At 64.0% G+C, this 15,199-nt stretch carries 16 protein-coding genes and 1 pseudogene; 8 read left to right on the forward strand and 9 right to left on the reverse strand.

Annotation, left to right across the window (positions count from 1 at the left end):
* The first annotated feature begins 99 nt into the window (after positions 1–99).
* Together DIC66_RS09365 and DIC66_RS09370 are read left to right on the forward strand one after the other, a co-directional pair.
* Positions 100–1,143 (forward strand): hypothetical protein, encoded by a 1,044-nt coding sequence (locus DIC66_RS09365; RefSeq protein WP_117176402.1) that lies wholly within the window; start codon positions 100–102, stop codon positions 1,141–1,143.
* A gap of 145 nt (positions 1,144–1,288) precedes the next feature.
* The gene (locus DIC66_RS09370; protein WP_117176633.1) at positions 1,289–2,794 is read left to right on the forward strand and encodes a Do family serine endopeptidase; all 1,506 of its coding nucleotides are present in this window, start codon (positions 1,289–1,291) and stop codon (positions 2,792–2,794) included.
* A gap of 47 nt (positions 2,795–2,841) precedes the next feature.
* Here the strand turns inward: DIC66_RS09370 and DIC66_RS09375 are convergent, their stop codons facing one another.
* From DIC66_RS09375 to DIC66_RS09410, 8 genes are all read right to left on the reverse strand, one after another.
* Positions 2,842–3,762 (reverse strand): Fic family protein, encoded by a 921-nt coding sequence (locus DIC66_RS09375; protein WP_233505856.1) that lies wholly within the window; start codon positions 3,760–3,762, stop codon positions 2,842–2,844.
* A 180-nt stretch (positions 3,763–3,942) separates the two neighbouring features.
* Positions 3,943–4,671: an ABC transporter ATP-binding protein gene (locus DIC66_RS09380; protein WP_117176406.1), complete on the reverse strand. Its 729-nt coding sequence runs from the start codon at positions 4,669–4,671 to the stop codon at positions 3,943–3,945.
* Entirely contained in the window at positions 4,668–5,453 is a 786-nt protein-coding gene (locus DIC66_RS09385; RefSeq protein WP_117176408.1) for an ABC transporter permease, read from the reverse strand. The genes DIC66_RS09380 and DIC66_RS09385 overlap by 4 nt, the downstream gene beginning before the upstream one ends.
* Positions 5,438–6,445 (reverse strand): ABC transporter substrate-binding protein, encoded by a 1,008-nt coding sequence (locus DIC66_RS09390; RefSeq protein ID WP_117176635.1) that lies wholly within the window; start codon positions 6,443–6,445, stop codon positions 5,438–5,440. The genes DIC66_RS09385 and DIC66_RS09390 overlap by 16 nt, the downstream gene beginning before the upstream one ends.
* Positions 6,446–6,545: 100 nt before the next feature.
* Positions 6,546–7,121: a hypothetical protein gene (locus DIC66_RS09395; RefSeq protein ID WP_117176410.1), complete on the reverse strand. Its 576-nt coding sequence runs from the start codon at positions 7,119–7,121 to the stop codon at positions 6,546–6,548.
* A 105-nt stretch (positions 7,122–7,226) separates the two neighbouring features.
* Positions 7,227–7,754 (reverse strand): glycine cleavage system transcriptional repressor, encoded by a 528-nt coding sequence (locus DIC66_RS09400; protein ID WP_199534695.1) that lies wholly within the window; start codon positions 7,752–7,754, stop codon positions 7,227–7,229.
* A gap of 13 nt (positions 7,755–7,767) precedes the next feature.
* A complete protein-coding gene (locus tag DIC66_RS09405; RefSeq protein ID WP_117176414.1) occupies positions 7,768–8,097 on the reverse strand; it encodes a cupin domain-containing protein in 330 nt (109 codons plus the stop codon).
* Positions 8,098–8,169: 72 nt separating this feature from the next.
* Positions 8,170–8,562, reverse strand: a complete 393-nt coding sequence (locus DIC66_RS09410) for a SirB2 family protein (protein ID WP_117176416.1) — start codon at positions 8,560–8,562, stop codon at positions 8,170–8,172.
* A 100-nt stretch (positions 8,563–8,662) separates the two neighbouring features.
* Here DIC66_RS09410 and DIC66_RS09415 point away from each other — a divergent pair, with 100 nt between their 5' ends.
* The 3 genes from DIC66_RS09415 to DIC66_RS09425 all read left to right on the forward strand — a co-directional run bounded on the left by DIC66_RS09415 (position 8,663) and on the right by DIC66_RS09425 (position 11,270).
* Positions 8,663–9,808, forward strand: coding sequence for an HPP family protein (locus DIC66_RS09415; RefSeq protein WP_158558885.1), 1,146 nt, complete (start codon positions 8,663–8,665; stop codon positions 9,806–9,808).
* Positions 9,809–9,987: 179 nt separating this feature from the next.
* On the forward strand, positions 9,988–10,581 hold the full coding sequence (locus DIC66_RS09420) for a DUF4360 domain-containing protein (RefSeq protein WP_117176419.1): 594 nt from the start codon (positions 9,988–9,990) through the stop codon (positions 10,579–10,581).
* A gap of 101 nt (positions 10,582–10,682) precedes the next feature.
* Positions 10,683–11,270, forward strand: a complete 588-nt coding sequence (locus DIC66_RS09425) for a DUF4360 domain-containing protein (RefSeq protein WP_117176421.1) — start codon at positions 10,683–10,685, stop codon at positions 11,268–11,270.
* Positions 11,271–11,294: 24 nt separating this feature from the next.
* Here DIC66_RS09425 and DIC66_RS09430 read toward each other — a convergent pair whose 3' ends face one another.
* A complete protein-coding gene (locus tag DIC66_RS09430; protein ID WP_117176423.1) occupies positions 11,295–11,765 on the reverse strand; it encodes an RrF2 family transcriptional regulator in 471 nt (156 codons plus the stop codon).
* A 161-nt stretch (positions 11,766–11,926) separates the two neighbouring features.
* Here DIC66_RS09430 and DIC66_RS09435 point away from each other — a divergent pair.
* From DIC66_RS09435 to DIC66_RS09445, 3 genes and pseudogenes are all read left to right on the forward strand, one after another.
* A pseudogene (locus DIC66_RS09435) lies at positions 11,927–12,430 on the forward strand (hemerythrin domain-containing protein); the annotation flags it as partial.
* Positions 12,430–13,881 carry a cytochrome c oxidase accessory protein CcoG gene (gene ccoG, locus DIC66_RS09440; RefSeq protein ID WP_117176427.1) on the forward strand — a complete coding sequence of 484 codons (1,452 nt, stop codon included), beginning with the start codon at positions 12,430–12,432 and terminating at the stop codon, positions 13,879–13,881. The pseudogene DIC66_RS09435 and the gene ccoG, both read left to right, overlap by 1 nt.
* A gap of 67 nt (positions 13,882–13,948) precedes the next feature.
* Positions 13,949–15,142, forward strand: a complete 1,194-nt coding sequence (locus DIC66_RS09445) for an NnrS family protein (protein ID WP_117176429.1) — start codon at positions 13,949–13,951, stop codon at positions 15,140–15,142.
* The last annotated feature ends 57 nt before the right edge of the window (positions 15,143–15,199 follow it).

Genomic DNA, 15,199 nt, shown 5'->3' on the forward strand with positions numbered 1-15,199 from the left:
AACTTTTGGTAAGTACCCGGAGATTGGGGGGATTCCATTTGATTTTTCGGCGCACCCGTCGAAATCAATGGCAGTCACACATTCATACGAGGTACGCCCATGAGCAGCATCAGCACCCTGTCTTCGGTTTTTTCCAACGCCGCAGCCAGTGCCGGTTCCGGCACGCAAGTCGGCCAGTCGGGGCGTACCCGTGAAGCGCGGGGGGACTCTGAAGAACACCACCACGCGCACCGCTCCGAGGGCGGCGGCCATGGGCGTGGGCACGGCGGCCTGCAAAATGTGCTGATGCAGGCTCTGCAAAGCCTGGGCCTGACCGGCACCCCGTCTGCGGCCAGCGCCGCAGCCACACCAGCAACAGGCACCACCAGCAGCACACCGGCAGCTGGAACCACTACCACGACCACCACGACAACGACGACCACAACGACCACCACCACAAGCGGTGGCGCCGTACAGGGCAGCCGCCAGCGCGGTGACGATGGCGACGACGATGATGGCGAGTCTTCGCTGCGCAAGCTCAAGTCCGACATGCACCAGTTCATGCATGCGCTGTTCCAGGCGGTACGCGGTGCCAGCAGCGCACCGGCCACCCCCGCCACCCCTGCAGCGGCTACCCCAGCGGCCACCAGCACACCTGCCAGCACACCTGCCAGCACACCGGCCAGCACGGCGGCGTCTACACCCAAACCGGCCGCAGCAGCGACCCCTGGCACAACGCCTGCCACCAGCGCGGCCACGTCCACGACCCCGGTTACCACACCGGCGCCTGCCGCTACCACGGTGGCCACGGCTTACAGCAACCCCAGGGGCAGCTTTGCCGCAGGCCTGTCGGCCCTGATTGCGCAGGTCAGCAACGGCAAGGCACCTACCGAACTGCAGAACGCCTTCTCGCAACTGCTGGGTGACCTGCAGGCCCTCCTCGGTGCATCGGGTCCTGCCACCACCACCCCAACCACCACGACCACGGGTACCGGCACGGCTGCTGGCACGGGCACCACTACAGGCAGCGGCGCCACGGCCGGTACCGCATCCGGCTCCGCCATCACCTTGCAAGCGCTGCTCACCAAGATGCAGCAAAGCCTGGGTTATGGCGCACAGGGCAGCACGTCCGCTGTCGGCAGCGTGCTCAACGCGCAGGGCTAACAGGCGTTCTTGTTGCCGGGTTTACCGGGCCGCAACAAAAGGCCTGGCATCTGGACGCAAAACTTTACCGTGCGTGTGCAACGGGGCCGCTGTAATGGGTTGACGCTTTCACAGGCGTTTTCAACCACCATTGCAGCAAGGCTCCATGTCCATTACCCACAACAAGAAAACGCGCTCCGCCCTTCCACGTAAAACCCTGAGCGCAGTGCTGGCCGCCACACTGTGCCTTGCCGCCGGAATGCTTGGCAGCGCCCCTGCCAGCGCGCAGGTGCAGGCCCAGCCTGCCAGTGCGCCAGCAGCCCGGCCCGCAGGATTCCCGGATGTAGCCAGCATTGCCGCCCAGTACGGCCCGGCGGTGGTCAACATCAGTGTCAGCGGCACGCGCAATGTGTCCACCGCCCCCCAGGGCTCTGACAAGGACGAGAAGGCCGACTCCGAGAGCGCGGCCGCCATGCAGGATTTCTTCCGCCAGTTCCAGCAGCAGTACGGCAGCCTGCCGGCCAACATCGCGCTGCCGGTGCAGGGCGCGGGCACCGGCTTTCTGATCAGCACCGATGGCCTCATCCTCACCAACGCCCATGTGGTCAAGCATGCGCAGGAGATCACCGTCAAGCTCACCGACCGGCGCGAGTTCAAGGCCCGCCTGCTGGGGGTGGACACCCTCACCGATGTGGCCGTGCTGAAAATCGAGGCACAGGGCCTGCCCATCGTCAACCTGGGCGCCACCCAATCCACGCGCGTGGGCGACTGGGTGATGGCCATTGGCTCGCCCTTTGGCTTTGAGAACACCGTCACGGCCGGCGTGGTCAGCGCCACCAAGCGCTCCATGCCCGGCGAAGGCTTTGCGCCCTACATCCAGACCGATGTGGCCATCAATCCCGGCAACTCCGGCGGGCCGCTCATCAATATGCGTGGCGAAGTCATTGGCATGAACGCCATGATCTACACCCGCAGCGGCGGCTTTCAGGGCCTGTCCTTTGCCATTCCCATTGAGGTGGTGCGGCAGGTGGCGCAGCAGATTGCAGCCACCGGTGGCGTGCAGCATGCCCGCCTGGGCGTGAGTGCGCAGGAGGTGAACCAGGTCCTGGCCGAGTCCTTCAAGCTGCCGCGGCCCATGGGCGCACTGGTGTCGGATGTGGACAAGGGCAGCCCTGCCGACCGCGCAGGACTTGCCAGTGGCGACATCGTGCTGGCCATCAACGGCCAGGCCATCGAGATGGCGGGCGATATGTCCGAGCTGGTGGGCGCAGCCAAACCCGGCCAAACCATGGACTTGCGCATCTGGCGTTCAGGCCAGCCCAAGACCCTGCACGCCGTGCTGGAAGGCACCCGCGTGGCCGTAGCCGCACCAACTCCGGCTGATGCCAAGCCCAATGGCGGCCGCCTGGGCCTGAGCCTGCGCGACCTGCATCCGGATGAAAAAGGGGAAGACGGGTTGCTACGCGGCCTGATGGTGGAAAAGGCGATTGACGCCGCCACCCGCGCGGGCGTGCAGGCAGGCGATGTGCTGCTGGCAGTCAACGGCAAGCCGGTGAGTAGCCTGCTGCAACTGCAAGCGGCCGTGCCTGCGGGCGACAAGGCTGCTGCCCTGCTGGTGCAGCGTGGCAATACCAAGCTGTATCTGGCGCTGCGCTTGGGCGCTCAGTCGTAGTCCAAGGTATCCAGCACTTTGGTGCGCTTCGGACAGGGCGACTGAGGTCATTTCAGTTCGTACCAAACCCCGCGCCCACTACCGTGCTGGTTCAAATGGCCACGTTCGACCAGGTTGCGGAAATGAATCTTGAGCGTGTTTCGGCTCGTGCCCGTTAATTTGATGGCATCGCCAATCGTGATGCGGCCATGCTCACGGGCAAATTCGACGATCTGCAACGACAGGCCGGGCAACGTGGCCAGCACTATTCTTTCGCGCTCTACCTTTTTTTCCAGGCGCCGGACCTGCTCAGCCAGCGAGCGCAGGAAGAAAATCAGCCACGGTTTCCAGTTGGGCGCATCTGATCGGATTGAGCCCTGCGTCTGCCTCAGGGCCAGGTAGTAGGCTTCCTTGTTGAGTTCGATCACGCTTTCCAGCGAGCTGTACGGCACATAGGCATAGCCGGTCTGGATCAACAGCAATGTCGTCAGGACGCGGCTGAGTCGCCCATTGCCGTCCTGGAATGGATGAATCTCCAGGAACACCACCACGAAGATGGCAATGATCAGCAGTGGGTGCAGATGCGCTTTGTCCCTCTCATCATTGACCCACGCCACCAGTTCGGCCATGAGGCCGGGGGTGTCGAATGGACTTGCCGTCTCGAACACGATGGCAATCTGCACGCCGTCTTCATCGAATGCGGCCACACTGTTGGAGCTGGTCTTGTACTGCCCCCGGTGCCGTAGGTCTTTCTCACTGTGGCGCAACAAGATTTGGTGCAGTTGCTTGACGTGGTTTTCATTGAAAGGGATGTCTTGCCAAGAGCTGTACACCAAGTCCATCAACTCTGCGTAGCCAGCGACCTCCTGCTCATCGCGGGTCTCAAAAGACTGGATCGCGAGGTTTGAAAGCAGCTTTTCTACTTCCCGATCGCTCAGCTTGCTGCCCTCGATACGAGTGGAAGAGCCAATGCTTTCGATGGTGGCCACCCTGCGCAAGGCCGAAAGACGTTCCGGTGCAAGCGTCCCCAAGGCACGCCAAGCACCTTTGAATTCGTCAATCCGAGCGATCAGGCTCAGGATCTCAGGATCTCAGGATCTCAGGTGTGATGTGGAGGGAGGCGGTCCAAGGCATAAACCAATATTACGCCCAATTACACCCATTCTGTTCTAGGCGTGCGTGCCCAGCGTGCCTCGCAGCAAATCCGGGTGCGCCTGCAGCAGTTCCTGCGCCATGCGCTGCACGGCTTCTGAGTCCAGAGCGCGCGGACGCGCAAGCTCCACTGCAAAGTCCAGCGCAATGTGCGAGGGCCCGGGCGTGAGGAACAGCACCCGGTCGGCCAGCGACAGGGCCTCCTGCAGGTTGTGGGTAACGAACAGCACGGTGGGTTTACTGTCCTGCCACAGGGTGAGCAACTGCTCGCGCAACTGCCCGGCCGTGGGGGCGTCCAGCGACTGAAAAGGTTCATCCATCAGCAGCAGTTGCGGCGCCATCAGGAAGGCGCGCAGCATCGCCACACGGCGCTGCATGCCGCCCGAGAGTTGCTTGGGGAACAGGGCCGCGCAGTCTTTCAGGCCCACGCGTTCCAGTGCATCAGTCAGCCGCTGGCCGGTGGCAGTCGGGTCCACCAGCGCCAGGTTCTGCGCCACCGTCAGCCAGGGCATGAGGCGCGGCTCCTGGAACATGAAGCCGATGCGCGCATCGCTTCCTGTCTGCACCGCACCGTCAAAGTCCGTGTCCAGCCCACTGATGATTTTCAGCAGCGTGGTCTTGCCCGCGCCCGAGGGCCCGACGATGGCCACGAACTCGCCGGGGCGGGCATCAAAGGCCAGGCCCTGGATGGCGCAGCTGCCGTTGGGGTAGCGCTTGGCGGCAATGTGTACAGACAGGGTGTTCATAGGCGCCAGCGGTTGAGACGGTTTTCCAGTGGGCGCAGCAGCAGGGCTTCGAGCAGGAAGATCACAGCCGCAAAGGCCAGGCTGTAGGCCAGGATGCTGGTGATGTCAAAGAAGTGGAAGAAGCTGCCAATCTGGAAACCCACGCCGTCGCTGCGGCCCAGCAGCTCCACCACCAGCACGATCTTCCAGATCAGCGCGAGGCCATTGCGCGCCGAGCTGAACAGATACGGATACAGCTGCGGCAGGTAGACCTTGAAGAAGCGCTCAGAGTAGGAGAGGCGGTAGACCTGCGCCACCTCCAGCAGGTTGGCGTCCACGGCGCGCGCGCCCTCGCGCAGGTTGATGGCCACCATGGGAATCTTGTTGATCACCACCGCCAGAATGGCCGCGCTCTCGCTCAGGCCAAACCAGATGTAGCACAGGATGGTGGTCACCAGCGCGGGGATGTTCAGTCCCAGTATCAGCAGGCTGTCCAGCGCCCGGTCCCAGCGCCGGTAGCGCCCCATCAGAATGCCCAGACCCACGCCCAGCAGCATGGCCAGGCAAAAGCTCAGCGCCACGCGCAACAGCGTCTTGCCCAGATGGAACAGCAGCTCGCCACTGGCCAATGCACTCCACAGGGCATCCAAAACGGCCAGCGGTGTGGGCAGGGTGCGGCTGTGGGCCTGCAGGGCCACCACGTGCCACAGCAGCAGCAGCAGCAGCAGGGGCCACAGGCGTGCCCAGCGCTCGGAGCCTGCGGCCAGGGGGCTTGCCGCTTGCGGACTCAGTTCTTCGGGCATGTGGGGAGCTTGAACCCGTTCCAGAAGGTGCCCTCGGACAGGCTGCGGGATTTGCCTACCAGCCTGTCGCCACCGGTCTCGGCCAGGATCCTGAAGACGCTGGCCACGTTGGCCTGCGCGTCGGCATATTCGCAGGTGGGAATACCGTTGCGGTAGCCGTTGCGCAGGGCCACAAAGGTGGCGTTGTCCTCCGTGCGCATCAGGGGCTTGAGGCGTTCCCACTCGGCGTCACTTTTGGCCATCAGGGCCTTGGCCTCTTGCGAGGCGGCCAGGAAGCGCTCCAGCGTGTCACGGTTCTGGTTGGCCCAGTCTTCACGGAACACCCAGCCCACCAGCGGGATGGGTCGGTCCACGCCCAGGCCCGCCAAAATTTCGGGCAGCTTGATCAGCGGGCGCTGGCCATTGGCCTCCAGCCGTGCATCAAAATGCCAGACGTTCAGGGCTGCGTCCACCTGGCCGCTCAGGGCCAGCTCATTCAGGAGGGGAGGTGCTGCAAACACCGGGCGGGCAGCGCTGTTGATGTCCATGCCGAACTTCTTGCTGGCATAGGCGCGCAGCAGCAGCCAGGTCTTGTCATACGGGCCACCATTGATGCCTATGGATTTGCCCCTCAGGTCAGCCACACTGCGGATGCCGCTGTCGGCCTTGACCATGACCGAGCCCACCGCGTTCGAGTAGGGCGCAAAGCTGTAGGCCATGCCCTCGGCGCGCTGGCGCGTGACCCAGATCCAGTCGGAGACGATGACATCCACCGCGCCGCCCTGCAGGGCCACGGTGGAGGCGTCGCCAGAGGCCAGCGGAACCACCTTGAGATTGAGGCCGCGCTTTTGTGCCAGCTGGTGTGCCTGCATCACATCGAGTTCCCAGTTCACTGTTCCAAACTGGAGCACTCCCACGCGCAGTGTGGCAGCGGCGTCGGCCGCCAGGGCAGGCAGTTGGGCCAGGGCCAGGCTGACGCCTATGAGCAGGTGTAAGAGGGCGCGAAAGGTCATGGCAGTGCGTGTCACCCCTGGGGGGTTGTCTCGTTATGGAGAAATTGTAAGCACCAATCCGCAAGGGCCGTGCCAGCGCGCGCGGCCGCTGCATGCCGCTTCAGCGTATGTGCAGACGCGCAATCCAGTGGGCGCCCGGGGGCAGGTCGTCACGCTGCCCCGGGGCGTAGGGCGGTGTCAGCAAGTCATCGGGTGGCGCGCTGATCAGGTTCAGGTCCACGGCCTGGGGCAGGCCCACCAGGCCCTCGCCATCGGGCTCCAGGCGGAAGTACAGGCCGTTCCAGAGCTTGGCGCCAAAGTCGCGCGGCTGCTTGAACAGAAACAGCAGCTGGTGCTCCAGCCACGCGTAGTCATTGCCGCTGACCGTGCCCGGGTTGGTGTAAGGGTAGGGCACGTGGCACAGCACTTCGTCCGGGCCTTGCAAGCACTTGAATTCTTTCATCGACAGGAAGTGGTCTACAAACCGCTGGTGGTCCACGGACAGGGTGAAGGCAGTGCGGCCATCGGCTTGGGGTGTGAAGTCCACATGGCCAATGGGCAGGACCTGCTGGTCACGGGTGAGCGCGCTGAGGGTCTTGCGCCCGGACAGCTCCCAGGCCTGCACCTGCGGGGCCCAGGCCCACAGCAGGGCTGTGGCTACAAGCAGCCAGGCCGGGCGCGGGAATGCAGGTTTCATGGCAGGTCTCCGTGGTGTGTGCTGCAGCCTGGACCACTCCGGGCGTCGCATTTTTTGTGCTACAGCCCGACGCAGGATGCATGCCAGCACGGCAGCGCGGTGGATCTAGCGCAGCGACTCTTCCAGGTCGATGGTGAGCGTCAGCGCATCGGCAATGCGGTCGAGCTGGGTGTTGAGTTCGGACAGGTCCAGCGCATGCGGCACCTGGATGTGGGCCACCGCTTCAAAAAGGGGCTCCCCACTCATGGGGGCGCTGGTGACGCTGGTGTCCATGTCACGCACGCTGATGTGGCGCTCGGCCAGCGCGTGCGATACCTCGCGCACAATGCCGGGCCTGTCATTGCCCACAATTGACAGGCGCAGCGATCGCCCGTTGCCGGTGGCCTCTTCGGCCTGTTGGTCGGCCACCAGCACCGAGAGCTGCTGCGCTGACAGGGCCAGCAGGGCCGTGCGCAGACCGGCTGCCTTGTTCTGGGCGATCTCCACTTTCACAATGCCGGCAAATTGCCCGGCCAGCTCGCTCATGCGGCTCTCCAGCCAGTTGCCGCCGTGATCGGCCACGGTCTGCGACAGCTTCTCCACCAGGCCGGGTTGGTCTGCGCCTACAAAGGTAAATACAAAGGGTGTGGCCACGGTGTGACTCCGGTTATTTGCACAAAACAATGGTGACCAGCGCCGAGGCATGTTCCAGTGCCGTCACGCTGTGTGGCACCTCGCCGTGCAGAAACATCAGCTGTCCGGCCGACAGCAGGGTGATGTCGCCATTCACCTCCACATCCAGCACGCCTTCCAGGCACTGGATGGTGATTTCACCCGACACCTTGTGCGTGGGCATGGTCTTGCCCGCGGGCAGCACCAGGCGTATCACCTCCAACTGGTCCGACTTGAACAGCGCTACCGAGCGCTGCTCGGGCAGGCTGCTGCCAAAGGGCACGACCGCAATGGGCTGGCCCGAAAGTGCGTGGGGGATGGACATGGTGCGTGCTCCTGAAAATGTGACCGTCAGTCACTGTTATAGGCAGTTATGGCGCAAGCACCTTGCGCTGCCTCACACGAAGGCGTGTAAAAAGCCCGCGGGGTTTTTGGACACCGCCACTGACGCCATCCAACCCAGCACCAGCAGGGCGGCAACCCAGGCAGTGGCGCGCAAAGGCTTGGCCACGCTGGCACGCATGGCCACCACGCCGAGAGCGATGTAGAGCACAAGCCCGATGATCTTGGCCAGCAGCCAGGGTGTGCTGGTCGGGTTCAGGTGCAGCGTCGCAGCCAGGGCGATGGCCGAGACCAGCAGCACCGTGTCCACCACGTGCGGCACGATTTTGGCGGGGCGCGATTGCACCCATGCGGCACCCGTGAGCGAGGCCAGGCCACGGACGGTGAAGCCCACGGCGGAAAGCGCCACGGCGCCCATGTGAAGGTGTTTGAGTGCTTGGTATTCCATGCGGCAGTCTAGCCCCAAGGTCTTGGCACCTTGCGGCGTGGGGTTAAGCCCAATGTATCATGCCGTGATATACAAAAGCCAGACCAGCACCAGGCCCGCCATGCCCTTTCTGTCCACCACCTACCGTTGGCTGCTGTCCGAAGGCTGGCGTGCCGCTTTTGGCGCGCTCGCGGGCATGGCGCTGTGCACCGTGTTTCTGCATGCCATCACACCCGGCAGCCACTGGATGCTGGCTCCGCTGGGTGCCACCCTGATGATTCTGTATGTGCAGCCGCACAGCCCGGTGGCGCAGCCCTGGCCGGTGATCGGCAGCTACCTGCTGTCTTGCCTGGCGGGTCTTGCGTGCGCGCAGTGGGTGGCTGTGCCGCAGCTCTGCGCCACACTGGCCGTGGCCTGCAGCATCTGGCTGATGGTGCGTCTGGACTGCATCCATCCGCCTGGTGCGGCGCTGGCCCTGGGCCTTGCGCTGGACGGCCCGCACAGCGGCGAGGCGGCGCTGCAACTGGCCGTGCAGGTCGGCCTGAACGTGGGCATGGCCATGCTCTCCACCATGCTGGTGAGCAACCTGCTGCTGCGCAGACCCTATCCCTTTACGGCGCAGGCGCAGGCCCTGGGACGCCACCAGACGGCCGATGCCGCACCCATGCGCCGCATAGGCCTGGTGCATGCGGACCTGGCCAGCGCCGTAAAAGCCCTGGACACTTTTGTGGACGTGCAGGAAGACGAGCTGGTGGACATATACAACCTGGCCGTGGACCACGCCTTTGGCCGCCATGTGGGTCTGACCTGCGCAGACATCATGTCGCGCGATGTGATCACCGCGCACTTCGACACCGACCTGGAAGAGGCCTGGAGCCAGCTGCGCCTGCACAAGATCAAGTCCCTGCCGGTAGTGGATGGCTTTGACCGCCTGATCGGCATTGCCACGGTGGCCGACTTCCTGCGGCAGATGGATGACACCTCTGCCGCCGGCATGGCCATACGCCTGCAGGGCCTGCTGCGCCGCACGCCGGGTGTGAGCTCGGCCAAGGCCGAGGTGGTAGGGCAGATCATGACGGCCAAGGTGTTCAGCGCCCATCCCGAGACACCCATCGCGCCGCTGGTCGTGCAAATGACCGACAACGGTCTGCCGCACATCCCCATCATCGACGCGCAGCGCAAGGTGGTGGGCATGGTGACGCAGTCCGACATGCTGGCCGCGCTGTACAAGCGCATTGCCGTTTCTGAAGCCGTGGCCGCAGCCTGATTGCTGTCATGCACGCGGCCAGTTCCGGCGTCCCGGCTGCGTGCGCCAGCATACATACAACACAGGCCAGTTCTCCTAAGCTCCCGTCAACCGAGCCAGCAAGCTCTGGTGCAGTGCCTACACAAAGGCAATGCGTTTTGAGCCCAGCAAGACGATTGACGACCAACCGGAGTTTCGACATGAAGAAAAACCTTTTACTCATTGCAGCCATGGCGCTGAGCGCCCCGGCCTTTGCCGTTGACGGCATTACCCTGGGAGAACCCGGGTACGGCGGAACCGGCTGCCCTGCCGGTTCGGTATCGGCCACGCTGAGCCCCGATGCAACATCGCTGAGTTTGTTGTTCGACAAATACCAGGTGGCCGTGGGCGGCACAACCGGCAAGAGCTTTGACCGCAAGAGCTGCAACATCGCCATTCCTGTGCGGGTGCCACAAGGCTTCAGCGTCTCTGTGCTGAAAATTGACTACCGTGGCTTCAACCAGCTGCCGCAAGCGGCAAGCTCGCAGTTCAACGTCGAGTACTTCTTCGCTGGCACACGGGGCCCGGCCTTCCAGAGAAAATTCAGCGGCCCTCTCCAGTCGGATTATTTGATCAACAACGAGCTCACCGTTCAGGCCATGGTCTGGTCAGCGTGCGGTGCGGACGTCAACCTGCGAACCAACTCGAGCATGCGCGTGCAGACCGTTGCGAACCGGGAAGCCATGGCATCGATCGATACGCAAGACGTCAGTGCCGGCATCATTTACCAACTGCAATGGCGTTCGTGCAACTAATGTAGGCACGCGGGTACAGGGCGATGGTTGTGCGGCGTATGGCCGACAGCATCGCCCTGTTTTTTTGAGCCCAACAGAAAGTTCAATACAAAGGTCCAACCGTGAAATTCATCATGAAAAGCATGCTCGTGTGTGCAGGGTTTGCCTGTCTGCCGGTGTGGGCCCAAGACGCCAACGCTTGCCCAGAGGGTAGCTACTCCATCGTCACCTCGCCCGACGGCACCAGTCTGAGCCTGTTGTTTGACCAGTTCACCCTGGAGAGCAGCGGTGTTGCTGGCCAGGCCATGCCACGAAAAGTGTGCAAGCTTGCGATCCCGCTCCATTTGCCGGCGAACCAGTCCATCGGTGTGTACAAGGTAGATTACCGAGGCTTTGCGAAACTCTCTGCGAAACAGGAGACGACTCTGGAGGTTCAGTACTTCCTGGGGCCCCACGACACCGGGCACAGTCGCGTTTTCAAACGCAAAGTCAAGGGGCCGCGTGAAGGCGACTATGTGTTTAATGAGACCATCGGTGCGGGGCAAATGAAACGCGTCGGGTGTGGCGCGGCCGCTGTGCTCAACGTCTCCATCGCACTCAGCCTGGAAGGAGCCCAGCAAGCCGGTCAGGCCATGTCGTCCCTGGACACCATGGATGCCACCAAGGGTGGAAGCCTGGTCTACCACTTCGATTTGAAGGCCTGTTCCTGAAGCCTTGCTACCCACCGCACGCACCTACCGCGGTAGCCCCGGCGTTGGTGCCTTGCGCGAAACCGGCGCCTGCACCCGCTTGGTCGCTGCCGGTGCAATCAGGTCCGCCAGCGTGACCGCATCCAGCACCGCCAAATAGCTGGCCGTGGCCTGGTGCAGCACACCCTTGAGGCGGCAATGCTGGCTCAGGCCGCACTGCGTGTTGCCGGGCTCGAAGCACTCCACCATATGGAAGTCGGTCTCGGTCTGGCGTACCACGGCGCCTATGTTGATGGCCTCTGCATCCTGCAACAGCCGCATGCCGCCGCCCCGTCCACGCGTGGTCTCCAGCAGGCCTTGCGCGCCGAGCTGGTGGACGATCTTCGTGAGGTGGCTGCGCGAAATGCCGTGGCCATCGGCGATCTCGGTAATGGTTACCGGCTCGTCGCGGGCCTGGCAGGCTGCGCAGTACATCAGCACGCGCAGGGTGTAGTCGGTCCACTGGGTCAGTCGCATGGTGTTGGGAGGGCTGTGTAAAAGATTCATCTTAAATGAATTTATTGCCCTACAATCCGTTTTCTCAATACATTCATATTAAATGAACCTTTAAAGGATTGACCGCCATGAACGCACGCCTGCCAACCACCCAAGCCGAAACCTTTGTGCCCGGCAGCGATCCGGCAGCGCTGATAGACCACATCCTGGAGCGTTACCACGCCGTGCACCGCACCCAGTTGCCCGAGCTGATCCGCATGGCCCGCCGCGTGGAGGCAGTGCACCGCGAGCACCCGCAAGTGCCTGCTGGTCTGGCCGACGTGCTGGACGCCATGGAGCAAGACCTGTTGGTACACATGCAAAAGGAAGAGGCCATTCTGTTCCCCCTGCTCAAGGCCGGTGGCAACCCTTTTGTGGGCCAACCCATCAGCATGATGCGCGCCGAACACATCGAGCATGGCGCCACACTGGACCGCCTGGCCGGGCTGACGAACAACGCCACCCCACCCCAAGGCGCCTGCAACACCTGGCGCGCGCTCTACGCCGGCATAGCCCAGCTCAGCGAAGACCTCGCGCACCACATCCACCTGGAAAACAATGTGCTGTTTGCACAGTTTGAAGCGCCCCAGGTCGTGGCCAAGTCCACGCCTTCCCACAGCCCCTGCTGCGGCTCTTGCGGAGGTTGATGGAATTGAAGCCCGTGCCCAGAAGAGTCATACCCATCCAGGTGCAAGCGGCGGATGCGCAGGGCATGGTCTCGCTGTATGAAAAAACGCCCAAGGTCTATCCGCGTTCGGTCGCGGGTTGGTTTGCACGCTGGCGCTGGGCCATGGTCTGGCTCACGCAGCTGGTGTTCTATGGCCTGCCCTGGCTGCAGTGGAATGGCCGCCAGGCCGTGCTGTTTGACCTGGCCGAGCGGCGCTTTTTTGTCTTTGGCCTGGTGCTGCATCCGCAGGACTTTATTTACCTGGCAGCCCTGCTGATCCTGGCCGCACTGCTGCTGTTCTTTGTGACCGCCATAGCCGGGCGTGTGTGGTGCGGCTATGCCTGCCCGCAAACCGTCTACACCGAGATCTTCATGTGGGTGGAGCGCCATACCGAGGGCGACCGCCAGGCCCGCATGCGCCTGGACGCCGCAGCCTGGGGCCCGCAGAAGCTCGCGCGCAAGTCCGCCAAGCAGGGCGCCTGGATCGCCCTGGCCTTGCTCACCGGCCTGAGCTTTGTGGGCTACTTCACGCCCATGCGCGAACTGGGCGGCGCGTTGCTGCTATGGGCGCTGTCGCCCTGGCAGTGGTTCTGGGTGCTGTTCTACGCCTTCGCCACTTACGGCAATGCCGGCTTCATGCGCGAGCAGGTCTGCAAGACCATGTGCCCGTATGCCCGCTTCCAGAGCGCGCTGATCGACATGGACTCGCTGGTGATTGCCTATGACGCAGACCGCGGTGAAGCCCGTGGTGGCCGCGCACGCAGCGCCGACCCCAAAGCCCTGGGCCTGGGCGACTGCATCGACTGCACCCTGTGCGTACAGGTCTGCCCCACCGGCATCGACATCCGCAACGGCCTGCAAAACGAGTGCATTGCCTGCGCCGCCTGCATCGATGTGTGCGACCAGGTGATGCTCAAGATGGACTATGCGCCTGGCCTGATCCGCTACTCGTCCGGCAATGGCATGGAGCAGCAGCTCAACAGTCGCCAGCTGGCCCAGCGCGTGGGCCGCCCGCGGGTCTGGATTTACGGCGCATTGCTGCTGCTGGTGGGCAGCGCCTTTGTGCTGAGCCTGTCCACCCGCAAGGGCTTCTCCGTAGACGTGATGAAGGACCGCGGCACCCTGGCGCGCGAAGTGGAGCGCGGCGCGATTGAAAACGTTTACCGCCTGCAGGTGATGAATGCGCGCGAGCAGGCGCAGCACTTCACTGCCAGCGTGCAGGGCCCACCCGGCCTGCGCGTGGTGACCGACCCCCAGCTCACGGTGGAAGCCACCGGCATTGCCTCGCTCACCGTGCGCCTGAACCTGCCACCCGAGCAGGCCAAGGCCGTGCGCGGCCAGACCCTGCCCATTCACTTCCGGGTGCAGACCGAGGTCGATGGCCAGGTGTTGTCCACCGAAGAAAAGTCCACCTTCTACGTGCCGCGCTAAAGCCACACGCGCGCCGTTCACGCTACGCCCCCAACCTACAACCCCTGCCCCCAGCCGACTGCACACCATGGCCACCCTGATCTCCATCCGCGAAGCCCCGCGCCCCGGGCAGCCGCCCGCCTTTGCCCTGTGGGCACTGGGCTTCAGGCCCTTCTATCTGCTGGCCAGCGGCTTTGCGGCACTGTCCATCGCCTTGTGGGCGCTGCAGTTTGCCGGCCTGCTGGGTCACGCTTATTTGCAGGGGCCGCTGTGGCACGCGCATGAAATGCTGTTTGGCTTCAGCCTGGCGGTGCTGGTGGGTTTTCTGTTTACGGCCGGGCGCAACTGGTCCGGTCAGGCCACGCCCACGGGCGCGCCTTTGGCGGCGCTGGCGGCACTGTGGGTGGCCGGGCGCGTGCTGGTGCTCACACCCTGGGGCTGGGTGGCGTTGGTGGTCAACACTGCGTTTCCGTTAGCCGCCGCCGTGGGCTTGGGCCTGGCTTTCTACAAGGGCCGCAACACCCGCAACTTCTTCTTTGTGGGCCTGCTGGTACTGATGGGCCTGGCCGAACTGTGCGTGCACCTCAACGTGCTGGGCGTCTTGCCCGTTCCGGCCTGGGCCGGCATCGGCCTGGCGCTGGATGTCATGCTGTTTGTGCTGTGCGTGATGGCAGGGCGCGTGCTGCCCATGTTCACCAACAACGGCGTGCCCGGTGCCAAGGCGGTGCGCATTCCGCAGCTGGAGAAGGCCGCCCTGGGTCTGGTGCTGGCGCTGCTGCTGGCCGACGTGTTGCAAATCAAGGGCCTGCCGCTGGCCCTGTTGGCCGTGGTTGGCGCGGGTGCCCACTTGGCGCGCTGGCTGCGCTGGCAGCCCTGGAAGACGCTGCACAACCCGCTGGTCTGGGTGCTGCATCTGGCCTATGCCTGGATACCGCTGCACCTGCTGCTGCGCGCAGCGGCCGAGCTGGGCTGGGTGGGCGCCTCGGCTGCCACCCATGCGCTCACGGCCGGTGCCATAGGCGGCATGGTCATGGGCATGATCACACGCACGGCCCTCGGCCACACTGGCCGCGCCCTGCGCGCCGGGCGGGTGGAAGTGACCTGCTACGCGCTGGTGGCCCTCGCCGCCGTGGTGCGGGTGGCTGTGCCGCTGCTGGCGCCCGGCTTGACGGTGGGTGCCGTGGAGTTGTCGGCGCTGCTCTGGTCGGCCGGCTTTGGCCTGTACACCGTGGCCTATTGGCCCATCCTGAGCCGCGCCCGCAGCGACGGGCTTCCTGGATAGGGGTTTTGCCCCCACGCTCCCCGCTGCGCGTGGTTCGCTGCCCCTTGCGGTGCTCGG

The organism is Rhodoferax lacus (genome assembly GCF_003415675.1).
Taxonomy (GTDB): Bacteria; Pseudomonadota; Gammaproteobacteria; order Burkholderiales; family Burkholderiaceae_C; genus Allorhodoferax; species Allorhodoferax lacus.

Coding starts and splice junctions, on each gene's coding strand:
- DIC66_RS09365 (WP_117176402.1), top strand. CDS start 100: ATGAGCAGCATCAGCACCCTGTCTTCGGTTTTTTCCAACGCCGCAGCC.
- DIC66_RS09370 (WP_117176633.1), top strand. CDS start 1,289: ATGTCCATTACCCACAACAAGAAAACGCGCTCCGCCCTTCCACGTAAA.
- DIC66_RS09380 (WP_117176406.1), bottom strand. CDS start 4,671: ATGAACACCCTGTCTGTACACATTGCCGCCAAGCGCTACCCCAACGGC.
- DIC66_RS09385 (WP_117176408.1), bottom strand. CDS start 5,453: ATGCCCGAAGAACTGAGTCCGCAAGCGGCAAGCCCCCTGGCCGCAGGC.
- DIC66_RS09390 (WP_117176635.1), bottom strand. CDS start 6,445: ATGACCTTTCGCGCCCTCTTACACCTGCTCATAGGCGTCAGCCTGGCC.
- DIC66_RS09395 (WP_117176410.1), bottom strand. CDS start 7,121: ATGAAACCTGCATTCCCGCGCCCGGCCTGGCTGCTTGTAGCCACAGCC.
- DIC66_RS09405 (WP_117176414.1), bottom strand. CDS start 8,097: ATGTCCATCCCCCACGCACTTTCGGGCCAGCCCATTGCGGTCGTGCCC.
- DIC66_RS09410 (WP_117176416.1), bottom strand. CDS start 8,562: ATGGAATACCAAGCACTCAAACACCTTCACATGGGCGCCGTGGCGCTT.
- DIC66_RS09415 (WP_158558885.1), top strand. CDS start 8,663: ATGCCCTTTCTGTCCACCACCTACCGTTGGCTGCTGTCCGAAGGCTGG.
- DIC66_RS09420 (WP_117176419.1), top strand. CDS start 9,988: ATGAAGAAAAACCTTTTACTCATTGCAGCCATGGCGCTGAGCGCCCCG.
- DIC66_RS09430 (WP_117176423.1), bottom strand. CDS start 11,765: ATGCGACTGACCCAGTGGACCGACTACACCCTGCGCGTGCTGATGTAC.
- ccoG (WP_117176427.1), top strand. CDS start 12,430: ATGGAATTGAAGCCCGTGCCCAGAAGAGTCATACCCATCCAGGTGCAA.
- DIC66_RS09445 (WP_117176429.1), top strand. CDS start 13,949: ATGGCCACCCTGATCTCCATCCGCGAAGCCCCGCGCCCCGGGCAGCCG.